The following is a 13,915-nucleotide window of genomic DNA, read 5'->3' as shown; positions in this document are numbered from 1 at the left end:
AGTTGCCGCGGGTGCTGCGGGTGCCGCGGGCGCTCATCTCCCCCACGCCGCGACCACCGAGAGGGCCTGGTCCGGGTTGAGGCGCGGATCGCAGAGACTCGTGTACTTCTCCGCCACGTGGTGGATGTCGTTTCCGGTCCGTACGCACTCCGTGACGTCGTCCGGCGTGGTCTCCAGATGCAGTCCGCCCGCGACGCCGCCGCCGTCGGCGACCGCCGCCCGGAAGTGGTGGACCTCCTGCACGATCCGTTGCAGGAGCCGGGTCTTGAACCCGTCCGGTGTCTTGAGGGTGTTGCCGTGCATGGGATCGCACAGCCAGATCACCGGGTGCCCGGCCGCCCGTACCGCCGATACGAGAGCGGGCAGCCTGCCGCGTGCATGATCGGCTCCCATGCGGGCGATCAGCGTGAGCCGTCCCGGTGCGCGCTGCGGGTCGAGCCGTTCGCAGAGGGCGAGCAGTTCACGGGCCGTCATGCCGGGGCCCACCTTGCAGGCCACCGGGTTGACGACCTCCGCGAGCAGAGCGACATGCGCCCCGTCGATCTGCCGGGTGCGCTCGCCGATCCACGGCCAGTGCGTCGAGGACAGCCACGACCGGCCCGGTCCCGCGCGGCGCACCATCGGCAGCTCGTAGTCGAGCAGCAGGGCCTCGTGGCTGGTCCACACCGCGGGCTCGGTGCGCGGGCGCACGCCCCGGTCGCCCCAGCCCAGGGACCTCATCACCGAACCGGCGAGCCGGTAGCCCGACAGGATCCTCGTCGGATCCGGCGTACGGGACTCACGGTCGGGCTCGGAGCCGTTCACCATGTGCCCCCGGAACGCGGGCAGTTCGAGGTCGCCGATCCGCTCCGTCGGGCTGGAGCGGGGCTTGGCGAACTGGCCGGCCAGCCGTCCGGCCAGCACCACGGGCCTGCCCGAGTTCATCTTCATCCGCCCCGCGAGCAGCTCCAGCAGGCCCGTCTTGCGGGCGACGTCGGCGGGCGTGCACTCGGCGAAGTCCTCCGCGCAGTCGCCGGCCTGCATCACCTCGGCCTCACCGGCGGCCACCGCGGCGAGCCGGGACCGCAGGGCCAGCACGTCCTCGGCCTCCGACAGCCCCGGGAGAGCGGCCAGTCGGCCCCGGACCCGCAGGGCGAGCGACGCGTCGGGCCACCGGGGCTGCTGTCCCGCCGGCCTCCTCGGCCGGCTGTCGAGCACAGCGGCGTCCGCGGACTCCTCCTGCGATGGACGTGTGAGCACAGTGATCTCCCGGACTTGCCCGATGGATGTCCGGCCGGGCCGTGCGGTCGGGCCGCATCGATCGAGGGTCGGCTGATTGCGCCTCAGTCTTGTGTCTGTCTCCCGGCCGGGCAAATATCCTCAACCGGCTTTTGTCAAGTGAGTCCCGATTCCATCAGGTCGCTTTACGGAACCTCATTTCGGTCGGACATGACAAAGACACAATCGAGCGCATCGGCGGTCCACCGTCCGACTGGGGACAAAAAATTCCGGCGCGGCCTTGACACGGATAATCGGCATCCGCACTTGTTGCCCGGGGAGGCTTTGTATAGCCTCGGGCACGATCCTCGCGATCCACCGACGACCGAGGATCCGTCTGCCGAAATCCCCGATTCCAGTATTGCGCCGGGGATTTCCGCCGCGCATCGGAACTTACGGGCGCACCGGTCGACCACGCAGGCCCCTGCGTTTCCCGGATACGCGGCGCGGACGAACCGGATGAGGGGGACATCGATGCACTGGGAACAGGCTCCGGCGACTCAGGACGACGGTCTTCGCGAAATCCACGAGCCGGACGACCCGTATGCGGCCACGCGGACATTCACCATTCCGATCCGCATGCTGCGGCACGGAGAGAATCTACGGGCACAGGGCGAAAGTCAGGAGTACGTCGCCGCGCTCGCCCGGTCACCGGTCAGGCTGCCGCCGATATTCGTGCACCGCGGGACCATGCGGATCCTCGACGGAATGCACCGGCTCAAGGCGGCGGAACTGCGCGGCGACCAGTCGATCGAGGTCGTCTTCTTCGACGGTGACGAAGAGGACGCGTTCGTCGCAGCGGTGTCCTCCAACGCCCGGCACGGCCTGCCGCTCTCCTTCGAGGAGCGTGCCGCCGCGGCGGCACGCATCCTCAAGTCACGCCCGCACTGGCCGGACCGGTCGGTCGCCATGGTGACCGGCCTCGACCCGAGAACGGTGCGCGAGCTGCGCGTACGGTCGGGCGTTCCCGACCCGCAGCCGGCCAACCTCGTCCCGCTGGAGCGCCCGCCCCGCCCCTCGGTGCCGCAGAGGTACGGCGACCTCCTCGGAAGGGTGCCGCGGGCACGGCCCAGTGCGCCGGTGCACCAGGTGGCGAGGGAGTTCGAACTCGAGCCGTGCACGGTCGTGGACGTGCTGAACCGGCTCCGCCACGGCCGGCGGGAGACGCCCGGGGAGCATGCCGACCGGACCGGACCCGGGGTGCAGGACCTCGGCACGGCGCGGCCCGGCACGATGCCGGAACAACCCGTACCGGAACAGGCCTTACCGCAGCCCGTACCGGAACACGCACCGGAGCAGCAGCCCGTGCCCGACGGCATGCCCGCCCGGCTGCGGCGGGTCGGCCCGGCCGACGCGACCGAGCTGGTCCTCGACCAGGTGTGCGGCGAGCTGTTCGCGACGCTCACCAGGCGGGACCAGCGTCAAAGAGCCCGGCAGTATCTGCGGGGCCTGCTGGAGACGTCGGGCAGGAAGACCATCCGGAACATCGCGGCCTACGTCGACGGGCCGGGGACCGATCAGCGGCTGCACCACTTCATCAGCGACTCCACATGGGACTGGGAGCCGGTGCGCACCGCGCTGACCCGCTACGTGGCGAGGACCATGGAGCCCGAGGCCTGGGTGATCAGGCCGGTGATGATCCCCAAGGCCGGCCCCCAGGCGGTGGCGGTGACCCGGCGCTTCTGCCCGACGCGGGGAAAGGCCGTTCAGGGCCAGCAGGCCGTCGGGGTCCTCGCCGTGTCCGCCGCGGCGAGCACCCCGGTGAGCTGGCGGCTTCAGGTGCCCAAGGAGTGGGTGAAGGATGCGCACCGGCGCGCTCGGGCCGGCATGCCCGACGACGTCAGCGCCGAGGCCCTCGGCGAGTGCACGGCCCAGGCCCTCCTCCGCGTCCTGGCCTGTACGGGCGGCCCCGACCGCCCGGCGGTACTGGACGGCCGGGACATGGAACCGGCGCAGCTCCTCAGGCCGCTCGGCGCGGCCGAGGTTCCGTTGCTCGTGCGGATTCCGGCGAACCTCCGCCTGCTGAGCGGGGATCCGGCACCGGCCGGGCACCGCGCGAACGGTCCGCTCACGGCCCGTCAGATCGTGGAGGCGGCCCGCTTCCGCCGCCGGCCGGTCGTCTGCCCGGAGCCCGGGACCGAACGGGGCTACATGGTCACGAGCGTCGACGTCCGGCTGCCCGAGAGCGACGGGAACCCGCACCCTGCCATGGACGCGCCCTTGCAGCTGACGGGGGTCAGTCCCATCGGGGAGAACGTGTGCGAGGAGCTGTGGCTCACGACCCTCAGGACACTGCCCGCCGCGACCGTTTCGCGACTGGCCAGGCTCGTGAGGCGGGTGGACCGGGACCTCGAATCGGTCTCCGAGAACGTCGGCATATGGGACTTCAGCGGCCGCTCCTTTCCGGGCTGGCACCGCCACGTCACGCTCGCCTCCGTAGCGCATCTCGTACGGCTTCTGGCCCGGACCGACTACCGGGACGACCTCCTCTACCACTGCGACAGCGGGAATTCTCACTGACAGGGAGCGCTCATGTCCGCCCGGAGAGACACCACGGAAATGCTGATCGCCGGCGGAGGGGTCACGGCGCTGTCCATCGCCTGCCACTGCGCCCGTGCCGGAATCGACGTCGTCCTGCTCGATCCGGACACGTCCGAAGCCGGCCTCTCGCGGGCCCCCCGCCCGGTCCGCAGCTATCAGCCGGGGAAGGTCCACGACTCGGAGCTGACGGTGCGCAGCCTCGCGGACTACCGTTCGTTCGGCCCGGCGGGAGGCGCCGATCTCGTGGTCGGGGACGTCGGCTGGCTGGTGGTGGCGACCGGCCGGGAGCATGCCGCCGGGCTGGAGCGGGAGCTGGCGGCCCAGCGCGACGCCGGGGTGGAGCTGGAGCTGCTGACCCCGGCTCAGGCGTGCGGGTACAACCCGTGGCTCGACCCGGCCGGCGTCGAGGCCGCGGTCTGGTGCCCGCAGTCGTACCTCATCGACGTGGAGAAGGTGTTACGGGGATACGCGGCGGAGGCGCGGGAGTACGGCGCCCGTCTGCTCACGGGCCACTCGGTGACGTCGCTGGACCCCGGCAGCGGCCAAGTCACCACCACCCGGGGCGAGTTCGACGCGGAGACGATCGTGATCGCGGCCGGTGCCGCCAGCGGCGGGATCGCCGCGGCGGCCGGGCTGGACCTCCCGCTGTGGGCGCAGTCCGCCGAGCTGTTCCGCACCGGCCCGGTCATCGGCGAAGGCGGGCCGGCGACGCCGTTCACAGTGCACCCGGAGTCCGGCCTCAAGACGCTGGGCGCCGGCCGCTCCTTCCTGATCGGACTTGAGCGCATCTCCCGGCGGCACGGCATGCGCGACGTGTGGTTCGAGGAGGCCGTCGGCGAGACGGCGAAGCGGTACCCGCGGCTCAAGGACGTGGAGCTGCACAGCGCGTGGACCGGGTCGGTGGACGTCACGCCGACGGGGACGGCGTTCGTCGGCCGGGCGGGCGGCGCGCACGAGCGGATCCTCGTCGCGTCCGGGTACACCGGCCAGGAACTCGGCCAGGCACCCGCGACCGGAAGGATCATCCGCGACCTGTGCCTCGGCCGGTCCCCCGGCGTCGACCTGACGCCGTTCTCACCGGGCCCGAGCGGTTCGTGACCGCCCGTCAGGCGCCGAGCGCCCGGCTGCACCGCGTCCGCGCCAGTCCCCGCACCGTGTTCGCCGTGCTCTGCGGCGGATTCTTCATGACGCTGGTGGACGCCGGCATCGTCAACGTGGCCCTGCCGGCCATGCTCGACGACCTCGACGCCGGCTTCGACCAGGTGCTGTGGGTCGTCAACGGCTATCTGCTGGCGCTGGCCGTCCCGTTGATCGCGGCGGGGCGGCTCGGCGACCGGTTCGGGCCGAGGCGTCTCTATATCGCGGGACTCGTCGTGTTCACCGTGGCGTCGGCGATGTGCGCTGCCGCCGGGGACGTGCACCAGCTGATCGGGGCCCGCGTGCTCCAGGGCCTCGGCGCCGCGTTGCTGACCCCGCAGACCCTCGCCTTCGTCACGGTGCTCTTCCCGCCCCGCGACCGTGGCGCGGCCTTCGGGGTGTGGGGCATGGTCGCCGGGCTGTCCACCGTGGCCGGGCCGCTGCTGGGCGGGGTCGTCGTCGACGCGCTGGGCTGGCGCTGGATCTTCCTGGTGAACCTGCCGGCCGGCGTCCTCGGCACGGGCGCGGCCGTGCTGCTCGCTCCGCGGCCACCGCCGGGTCCCCGTCACCGCTTCGACGTGCCCGGCATGGTGCTGATCTGCCTGGCGCTGCTGTCCCTCAGCTTCGGCCTCCTCGAAGGGGAGCGCTACGGCTGGGGCACCGTCGCCGGGCCCGTCACCATTCCGCTGCTGCTCGTCCTCGGCGGTCTGCTGCTGGCCGCCTTCGTCGTGCAGCAACGGCTGGAGAGGCGGGAACCGCTCGTGCCACCCCGCCTGTTCGCGAATCGCAACTTCTCCCTCGCCAACGCCGTGATGCTCTGCTTCGGCATCGCCATGGCCGGGCTCATGCTGCCGATGACGATCTACCTTCAGGCCGTGCTCGGCCTGTCGCCGGGCGAGGCCGGGCTCGCTCTGGCGGTGGCGTCGTTCGCCTCGGGGGTGGCGGCACCGTTCGTCGACCGGCTCGGCGAACGGATCGGGAGGAAGGCGCTGCTCGTCTACGGTCTGATCGCCTACGCCACGGGACTCGCGGTGGTGACGGGCCAGATCGGCGCCGGGGCCGGGCCGTGGCAGTTCGTACCCGCGCTCGTGGCCGCGGGCACGGGGATCGCCTGTGTCTTCGTGCTCATGGCCAAGCTGGGCGTCGGCGATCTGGATCCGGCACTCACCGGTGCGGGCTCCGGCGTCTTCAACACCACCCGGCAGGCCGGAGCGGTGGTGGGCAGCGCGGCCGTCGGCGCGCTGCTGATGAACCGGCTCGACGCCGCGCTGCCAGGTCTGACGGCCCGGCACACCGGCGGGCTGCCGCCCGGCGACCGGCAGTCGCTCGGCGGCCGCTTCACCGGCCTCTCCCCGCTCGACGTCCACGGTGACGGGGCGTCCGAAGCGTTCCGCCAGGGACTGGCCGGCGCGCTGCGGGAGACGGCCCTGCTCCCGCTCGCGGTCTCCCTGGTCGCGCTGCTCTGCGCGTCGGCTCTGACACGGCCACGGCACGAAGAGAAATCCGGCCCCGAATTTGTCAGGTCCGGCACCGGAATACCCGCGCAGGCGCACGGAAGACGGGCCAAGTGACAAACAGCGAGTTTTGCGTCCCGGATATCGATGTGACAAAGACCGGGCTTTATCGCGGGCCCGGTCAATTCTCACTACCACCTGATAACGGGCGCTGATAGCGTCGCCGGCGTCACTATCCGACCGGCTCTCTCCTGGTCTGCCGAACACTGCGTTCCGCAGAAGGGCCGAGTAGAACGGGGTAGGAATAATGCGCCAAATTGAAATCTCCTGGCCGTCGATCGGCGCCAAGGTGCGGATCGCTCTCGACGAAGAGCGCAACTCGGAACTCGTCGAACCGCTGTGGGCGGCGCTGCCGTATCAGACCTTGCAGGGGCACGCGCTCGTCGCCGGGGACTGCATCTACCACCTGCCGCCGGCGCACGATCTCCTGCACGCCGTGCCGGACCACCGCGTCGACCGCAAGGTCCAGCCGAACGGCACCGTGTTCTGTTCGGCGGTGCAGCACCTCACCATCAAGTACGGCGACCTGACCGAACCGATGCCCACGGCCCCGATCGGCTCCGTCGTCCCCGAGGACGTGGACTCGCTGCCGAAGATCGGCCGGATGGTCTGGGATTCCGTGCACGGCGACGGCGCCCCGATCCTCGCGCAGGTCCGGCGGGCCGACGGCGACGCCGGGCACGGCGTGCGCCGCATGCCCGCGGAGTCCGCGCGGGTGCGCGACCTGATCGAGCGGATCGCCTCGGAGACGGAGCGGGTGCTGATCGAGCCGCCCGACGAGCTGATCGCCGCGCACGAGGGCCGGTTCGACACGGGGGCCGGGACCAAGAACTCGGTGCTGACCACGCTCGTGTGCATCAACGGCGAGACGCGGCCGCTGGGTTACGTCTCCCACACCGGGCTGGTGCGGGCCGCCCGCCTGACCGACGTACCGCTCTCGGCGCTGGTGGAGATGGCCGGGATCCTGCTCGTCAAGCCCACCGAATTCCTCGGCTACTGCGGCCTGGACACGCTGTGGGACCTGACCCGGGACATGGTCGCCCTGCTGCCGGAGATCACCTCACGGGACGACTTCGCCGCCCTGCTGTCCCACATGGCCACCTACACCAACGCCCTCGGCGCGTGGAACCTACAGCTGTTCCCGTGGGAACTGGGGGGCGACACATGGACGTTCCGTCCGACCATCACGAGGAGTGTGCATGCCTGACCGGAAGAACAAGACCGAGCTGCTGATCATCGGCGGTGGCGTGATCGGCGTGTCCATCGCCTACCACTGCGCCGAGGCGGGCATCGACGTGGTCTTGCTGGAGAAGGACCAGTTCGGCACGGCCACGACGTCGCAGACCGCCCGCGCGTTCCGCACGTACTTCCCGAAGAAGGTGCACGACTCCGAACTGGCGGTACGCAGCCTGCCCGAGTTCCGCTCGTTCGCCGGGAAGACGGGCACCGACATAGGCCTGGCGGATCTCGGGCTGCTCACCTGCCTCACCAGCCCGGAACAGGCCGCCGAGATCGAGGCGCTGCTGCCCGCGCATCGCGACGTGGGCGTCAAGCTGGACCTGCTCACCCCCGCCCAGGCCCACGAGTACAACCCGTGGCTGGACCCCGCCACCATCGAGGGGGCGGTCTGGTCGCCGGAGTGCTACCGCGTCAAGCCGGAGATGCTGGTCAAGGGGTACGCGGACGCGGCACGCAAGCTCGGCGCGAGGCTGCTGAACGAGACCACCGTGACCGGCCTGAACGCCCGCACCGGCGAAGTGACCACCACCGCGGGCGACTTCACCGCCGACGCGATCGTCATCGCCGCCGGGCCGTGGAGCGGAGACGTCGCCGAACTGGCCGGAATGGAGCTGCCGGTGTGGGGGCAGTTCGCCGAACTGCTGCACACCGACCCGCTCGCCGACCACGAGATAGACACCCCGTTCACGTTCCATCCGGTCTCCGGCCTCAAGACGATGGGGATGGGCAAGTCCTTCCTGGTCGGCCTGGAGCGCATCTCCAAGCAGGAGGGCATGCGCGACATCTGGTTCAAGGCCGCGGTCGAAGAGCTGCCCAAGTGGTATCCGAACCTGGACGACATCGAGCTGCACAGCGCCTGGACGGGGACCCTGGACGTCACCCCGACGAAGTCGGCGCTCATCGGCCGCGGCGAGGGCGAGCACGAACGCATCCTCTTCGCGGGCGGGTTCACCGGTCACGGCCTGGCTCACGCGCCGACCGCCGGCCGCATCGTCCGCGATCTCCACCGCGGCGACGACCCCGGAGTCGACCTCACCCCCTTCTCGCTGGCCACCAGCTCCGAGCACACACCGGCCTGAGCGAACTCCCCGCGGCGGGCAGCCCGAACACGCTGCCCGCCGCCCCCGGTTGCGGGACGGCGACGGCCGTGGACGCCTGCTCCGCTGTCATGCGCGGCGTCCGCGGCGAGATCTGAAAGGTGTAGAACATTGCCGTCGGTAGACGAAGTCACTTCGGAATGGCAAGGCCAGGCACTGACGCCGTTGAATCCGGACACCGCGTTCAACGGCTATATCTGCGCGCACGTGCTGCACGCGCTGGAACGGCTCGGAGTCTTCCGGCAGTTGCACGAAGAGCAAGTCATCGACATTCCCGTCTTCTGCCGGGAGAACAAGCTGGACCCCGACGTCTTCCGGGCGCTCGTCCGGGCCGCGGAAGGGTTCGGATACCTCGACGCACACGCCGACCACGTAAGGGCCACCGCCGTCGGCACGGACGCCGGCAGGACCCTCGGCTTCTTCACCTGGGGCGTCGGCGGCTACCACGACGTCTTCGCCAACGCGGCGCCCCTCGCGCGCGGTGAGCGCCGGTTCGGCCTCGACCTGCACCGCGACGAGCGGATGGTCGCGCTCGGCTCGGCCCAGGCGGACACGGCCCTGATGCGCCACATCCTCGACGAGGAGATCGCCGGAATCGACTTCCACACCCTGGTCGATCTCGGCGCCGGAGTCAGCGAGCGGATCTCCCGGCTGGTCAAGGACCGCCCGGGAAGCCACGGGATCGGCATAGACATCAGCCGGCCGGCCACCCTGCTGGCACACGAGACCGTCGAACGGTACGGCCTGCGCGGCACGGTGGAGCCGGTGTGCGCGGACGTGCTCGACATCCTCTTCAAGGGGCACGAGATCGAAGGCGGCGACCAGGCCGACGTCGTGATGAGCTTCATGTTCCTGCACGACCTGCTGGCCGCCCCGGAGCGCCGTGCGGAGGTCATCCCGCGGCTGCGCAAGTCCTTCCCGCGGGCGCACACCTTCCTGCTGGCGGACACCACGATCAGGCCGCGCAGCAGCGGCGCGGACTCCCGGCTGCCGGTCTTCTCCAGCGGGTTCGAACTCGCCCACGCGCTGATGGGCGTCCCCGTCTACACCCGTGAGGAATACGAGCACCTCTTCGAGCAAGGAGGGATGCACCTGCGCCGCACCGTGCCGTTCGGCGCTCCGCACACGTACCTGTTCGTCCTGGAGACGTCGTGACCGTACGGGACCAGGCGGCCGAAGCCGGCGCGGAGATCATCACCGGACTCCCCATCCCGCTCGCCGTGGCGGGGCACCACCGGCCCGCGCCCTTCTACCTCACCGCCGACATGTTCGGCGGGCTTCCGGTGCAGCTAGCGGGCGGCGAGCTCAGCGAGCTCGTGGGCAAGCCCGTTGCCGCTCCGCACGTACACGAGGTCGACGAGCTCTACCTCCTCGTCTCCCCCGAGCCGGGCCAGGCCCGTATCGAGGTCCATCTCGACGGAGTGCGCCACGAGTTGGTGTCACCGGCGGTGATGCGCATCCCCGCCGGCAGCGAGCACCACTTCGTCACCCTGGAGGCCGCGGTGGGGAGTTACTGCTTCGGGATCCTGGTGGGAGATCACCTGTGAACTCCCTGACGAGGGCCGCGGCGGGGGTGCTTCGCCCGTGAACGCTCCGGCCCGGCCCGAGACGCAGAACTACAACACCGGCGTGCCGTCGGCCGACTCCCTGGTGCGGCTGCATCTCAGCGAGAGCCCGCACGGCGCGAGCCCCGCGGCGGTCGCGGCCGTGACCGGTGAACTGGACCGGATCAACCGCTACCCCGCGCCCGACCGTGAGGGACTCGTCCAAGCGCTTGCCCGGCACTGGGAGTTGCTCGAGGAACAGATCGCGGTGGCCAACGGCAGCGACGAACTGGTGCTCGCGACCGCGCTCACCCTCGGGGACCCGGACCGTCCCGGCCTCGTCACCGCCGGCACCTTCCCCGGCTACCTGGCGGCGCTGGAACGCATCGGGCGCGGCGCCGTCGAGATACCGCTCGCCGGTGCCGGGGTCGACGCGGCCGCGTTCGCGGAACGGCTCCCCGGATACGGCATCGGCTACGTGTGCAATCCGCACAACCCGTGCGGCACCGCACTGCCCGGCCCGGCGCTGGAGCAGCTGGTCTCCGCGGCACGCGCCGGCGGCACGCCCCTCGTCTTCGACGAGGCGTACCACGAGTTCGGCCCGCCGGCGCAGCCGCAGGCGAGGGAGCAACTGCGGGACGGCACCCCGGTGCTCGCCCTTCGTACGTTCTCCAAGGCCTACGGGCTGGCGGCGCTGCGCATCGGCTACGCCCTCGGTCCCGCCGAGCTGATCGCCGAGGTGCGCCGCACGCTGAGCGTCCTGCCCTTCAGCGTGAACCGTGCCGCGCAGGCGGCGGCGCTGGCGGCACTCGCCGACCAGGAGTTCCTCGGCCGGGTACGGCAGGACTGCGAGCAGCGGCGGCGGTGGTTCTGCGCCGAACTCGCCCGCCGCGGACACCGGTACCTGCCGTCGGTCACGAACTTCGTCGCCGTGGAGGTCGCGGCGTCCGGCGAAGCGCAGGACCTGCTGGCCAGGGAGCACGGCATCCTCGTGCGGGACACCGGCATGTTCGGCTTCCCCGGTCATCTGCGGGTCTCGCTCGGTTCCGTGGACGAGCTACGGGAGTTCCTCGGCGCGCTCGACAAGATCACCGCCGGCCGGCAGCGACCGTAGCACCCACTCGACGAAGTCATGGAGGCAGCACATGGTCAAGGCGGTTCCGGACGGCTACGCGGAGCTGACGGCGTATCTGTCCGTGGCGGACGCGGACGAGGCGATCGCCTTCTACACCCGGGCCTTCGGCGCGAAGGAACTCTCCCGGTACACCGCGCCCGACGGCATGGTGCCGCACGCGCAGATCCAGATCGGCGGCACGATCGTCATGCTCTCCGACGAGTCACCCGCCGCCGGTCTCCCGGGCCCGAAGGTCCTCGGTGGCACGCCCGTCACCCTGTATCTGTTCGTCGAGGACGTCGATGCGACCTTCGCCCAGGCCCTGCGGGCGGGCGCGCAGGAGACCCGGCCGGTGCAGGACCACTTCTTCGGCGACCGGACGGGGCAGTTGACCGATCCGTTCGGCCACCGCTGGACCGTCGCAACCCGTATCGAGGACCTGAGCCCGGAGGAGTCCGAGCGCCGCGCCGGCGAGTATCTGCGGGAGAAGAGCTGAGAACCCGCCCCTCATCGATCCGGGCCTGCCGCGTGTGCGGCAGGCCCGGATTCATGAGGCCGGGGATCGACGCCCCGGCCGTGCGATCACGTGGTGGCGACCAGCAGTTGTTCGATGCTCGACGGCCGGAGGCCGTCACCGCGCCCGGCGAAGTAGCGCTCTTCGAGGTCGCCCGCCGACACGTACTCGGCCTGGCGGAACCCGCTGTCCTTGGCGAGGGCCAGGATCTCGTCCGGGCTGAAGAAGCTGAGGAACGGAGTACCGTCCGCGCGCGCGGCGCTCTCCACTCCTTGCCTCGCGGGCCGTTCCTCCGCGTCGACGAGGTCGAGCGGCGGCATGAACGTCACCGCCAGCGTGGAGCCCGCCGCGAGGGTCGCGGCCTGCCGGAGCGTCGCGGCGACCGCGTCCTTCGTGAGGTACATGGTGACGCCGGAGCAGGCCAGCACGGCCGGCCGGCCGGGGTCGAAACCGGCTTCCGTCAGGCGCGCCCACCAGGACTCGTCCGATTCGAAGTCGACGGGCACGAGCCGCAGCGACTCGGGGACGCCGTACCCCAGCTCGTCGAGACGCCGCCTTTTCCACGCCTGCGTCCCCGGCTGGTCGACCTCGAACACCCGCACTCCCCCGGCGGTTTCGGGCCGCCGCTGCGCGAAGGTGTCGAGCCCGGCGCCGAGGATGACGTACTGGTCGACACCTCGGCCGGCCTGCTCGACGACCAGGTCCTCGGTGAACCGGGCACGGGCCACGATTGACGCCCTCGCCCGGGCGGTGGCTCCGGGCGCCATGTCCGGCCGTGACCGCCAGCCGGTGTCCGGTGCCACGAGCTGCGCGCCGAGTTCGTCGTCGAACACGTGCGGAGGCGGATCGATCCGGACGTGCAGAGCCCGCCACAACGCAACCCGAACCGCCGTCTTGTCCGCCGTCGCCGTCACTGATCGATCCTCTCCTAGGCTTCACGGTCCCGGGCCCCCGGTCCTGTCGGGAGCCCGTAAGTCCTTACGCGGGCGCGGCCCCTGTCGCGCCCTGATCTCCGGCATCCGGGGAGCGCAGGTACTCCGACTCCAGCACCAGGTCCCTGACCCACGACTGGTACTCGACGTGGGTGCGGTGCTCGCGGGTGCGCCACTCCTTGCCCTCGGCGTCGCGCAGGTACTCGCGGTAGCGCGGCGCACCGGGCACCTTCATGTTGTCGGCCAGCACGATCGAGCCGGGGTGCAGCCACCGCCGGTCGAGGATCCGTCGCAGGTCCGGCAGATACGCGTCGCTGACGTGGTCGACGAACACGAAGTCCACCCGGCCGGGGCCGAAGCCGTACCGGCCGGTGAGTCGCCCGATGGTGGCCCCGCCGTCCCCCAGCGTGCCGTGCAGCACGGCGACGCGCTCCTCCCCCAGCCCGGCGTGGTCCCAAATACGGCGCGCCACCGAGGCGTTGGCGGCGTTGAACTCGATCGAGCACAGCCGTGCCCCCGGCGGCATGACGCGGGCCATCCGCAGCGCGCCGTATCCGCAGTACGTACCGAGTTCGAGGAGCAGCCCGGGCTGTGCCCGCCGCACGGCCGCGTCCAGCAACAGCCCCTTCTCGTCACCGACGTTGATCAGCGTGGCCTGCCGGTAGGCGTACTCGTCGATCACCCGGATCACGTCGTCGAGGTCTCCCGGGGCCGCGTGCTCCAGCACGTGCTCCACGAGGGCCTCCTCCCGGCCGTCGCCGACCTGTCCCGTCCGGGTCAGATTCCCCATGCGCATCAGCATTCGAAGCCGTCTTGCCATCACCGATCTCCGATCCGGGTCTGAACGCGCAGGGGTAATGCGGGAGTTGAAGTGACATCCGAAAGGCATCCCAAAAGCATGCGAAAGGAATCCGCCGAGAGCCTGCATTCCGGGCGGCCTCTCGGCGGGCTTTTCAACGCTATCGCGAGAGCTTCCGCCGAGTACGGGCTGTCCGACTGGGAATTTCCTCAGCCGGACACCCCGTA

12 protein-coding genes are annotated in these 13,915 nt (G+C 70.9%); 9 read left to right on the top strand and 3 right to left on the bottom strand.

What is annotated here, in order from left to right:
- Positions 1 to 33 precede the first annotated feature (33 nt).
- Positions 34 to 1,239: a 3-deoxy-7-phosphoheptulonate synthase gene (locus HCC61_RS14980; protein ID WP_169135929.1), complete on the bottom strand. Its 1,206-nt coding sequence runs from the start codon at positions 1,237 to 1,239 to the stop codon at positions 34 to 36.
- A 492-nt stretch (positions 1,240 to 1,731) separates the two neighbouring features.
- Here HCC61_RS14980 and HCC61_RS14975 point away from each other — a divergent pair, with 492 nt between their 5' ends.
- The 9 genes from HCC61_RS14975 to HCC61_RS14935 all read left to right on the top strand — a co-directional run bounded on the left by HCC61_RS14975 (position 1,732) and on the right by HCC61_RS14935 (position 11,939).
- Positions 1,732 to 3,777 (top strand): transposase, encoded by a 2,046-nt coding sequence (locus tag HCC61_RS14975; RefSeq protein ID WP_169135928.1) that lies wholly within the window; start codon positions 1,732 to 1,734, stop codon positions 3,775 to 3,777.
- Between the two features lie 12 nt (positions 3,778 to 3,789).
- Entirely contained in the window at positions 3,790 to 4,896 is a 1,107-nt protein-coding gene (locus tag HCC61_RS14970) for an FAD-binding oxidoreductase (RefSeq protein ID WP_169135927.1), read from the top strand.
- Positions 4,893 to 6,506, top strand: a complete 1,614-nt coding sequence (locus tag HCC61_RS14965) for a DHA2 family efflux MFS transporter permease subunit (RefSeq protein WP_169135926.1) — start codon at positions 4,893 to 4,895, stop codon at positions 6,504 to 6,506. Before HCC61_RS14970 ends, HCC61_RS14965 begins: the two co-directional genes overlap by 4 nt.
- A gap of 190 nt (positions 6,507 to 6,696) precedes the next feature.
- The gene (locus HCC61_RS14960; RefSeq protein WP_169135925.1) at positions 6,697 to 7,656 is read left to right on the top strand and encodes a hypothetical protein; all 960 of its coding nucleotides are present in this window, start codon (positions 6,697 to 6,699) and stop codon (positions 7,654 to 7,656) included.
- Positions 7,649 to 8,767, top strand: coding sequence for an FAD-dependent oxidoreductase (locus HCC61_RS14955; protein ID WP_169135924.1), 1,119 nt, complete (start codon positions 7,649 to 7,651; stop codon positions 8,765 to 8,767). The genes HCC61_RS14960 and HCC61_RS14955 overlap by 8 nt, the downstream gene beginning before the upstream one ends.
- Positions 8,768 to 8,896: 129 nt before the next feature.
- On the top strand, positions 8,897 to 9,940 hold the full coding sequence (locus HCC61_RS14950) for a class I SAM-dependent methyltransferase (RefSeq protein WP_169135923.1): 1,044 nt from the start codon (positions 8,897 to 8,899) through the stop codon (positions 9,938 to 9,940).
- Positions 9,937 to 10,332, top strand: a complete 396-nt coding sequence (locus tag HCC61_RS14945) for a cupin domain-containing protein (protein ID WP_169135922.1) — start codon at positions 9,937 to 9,939, stop codon at positions 10,330 to 10,332. The genes HCC61_RS14950 and HCC61_RS14945 overlap by 4 nt, the downstream gene beginning before the upstream one ends.
- Positions 10,333 to 10,369: 37 nt before the next feature.
- Positions 10,370 to 11,443, top strand: a complete 1,074-nt coding sequence (locus HCC61_RS14940; RefSeq protein WP_169135921.1) for a histidinol-phosphate transaminase — start codon at positions 10,370 to 10,372, stop codon at positions 11,441 to 11,443.
- A gap of 31 nt (positions 11,444 to 11,474) precedes the next feature.
- Positions 11,475 to 11,939, top strand: coding sequence for a VOC family protein (locus HCC61_RS14935; RefSeq protein ID WP_169135920.1), 465 nt, complete (start codon positions 11,475 to 11,477; stop codon positions 11,937 to 11,939).
- Between the two features lie 86 nt (positions 11,940 to 12,025).
- Here HCC61_RS14935 and HCC61_RS14930 read toward each other — a convergent pair whose 3' ends face one another.
- Both HCC61_RS14930 and HCC61_RS14925 read right to left on the bottom strand, forming a co-directional pair.
- Entirely contained in the window at positions 12,026 to 12,871 is an 846-nt protein-coding gene (locus HCC61_RS14930) for a class I SAM-dependent methyltransferase (protein ID WP_169135919.1), read from the bottom strand.
- 64 nt (positions 12,872 to 12,935) lie between these two features.
- Positions 12,936 to 13,679: a class I SAM-dependent methyltransferase gene (locus HCC61_RS14925; RefSeq protein ID WP_240968988.1), complete on the bottom strand. Its 744-nt coding sequence runs from the start codon at positions 13,677 to 13,679 to the stop codon at positions 12,936 to 12,938.
- Positions 13,680 to 13,915: the final 236 nt, after the last annotated feature.

This window comes from Streptomyces sp. HNM0575 (genome assembly GCF_012726265.1).
Classification (GTDB): domain Bacteria; phylum Actinomycetota; class Actinomycetes; order Streptomycetales; family Streptomycetaceae; genus Streptomyces.
The sequence above is the reverse complement of the archived record's forward strand: the minus strand, read 5'-3'. Positions and strand labels throughout refer to the sequence as shown.

Bases quoted from the DNA above. Each gene is read 5' to 3' on its own strand.
- HCC61_RS14935 (WP_169135920.1), top strand. From the start codon at position 11,475: ATGGTCAAGGCGGTTCCGGACGGCTACGCGGAGCTGACGGCGTATCTG.
- HCC61_RS14970 (WP_169135927.1), top strand. From the start codon at position 3,790: ATGTCCGCCCGGAGAGACACCACGGAAATGCTGATCGCCGGCGGAGGG.
- HCC61_RS14960 (WP_169135925.1), top strand. From the start codon at position 6,697: ATGCGCCAAATTGAAATCTCCTGGCCGTCGATCGGCGCCAAGGTGCGG.
- HCC61_RS14975 (WP_169135928.1), top strand. From the start codon at position 1,732: ATGCACTGGGAACAGGCTCCGGCGACTCAGGACGACGGTCTTCGCGAA.
- HCC61_RS14955 (WP_169135924.1), top strand. From the start codon at position 7,649: ATGCCTGACCGGAAGAACAAGACCGAGCTGCTGATCATCGGCGGTGGC.
- HCC61_RS14925 (WP_240968988.1), bottom strand. From the start codon at position 13,679: ATGGGGAATCTGACCCGGACGGGACAGGTCGGCGACGGCCGGGAGGAG.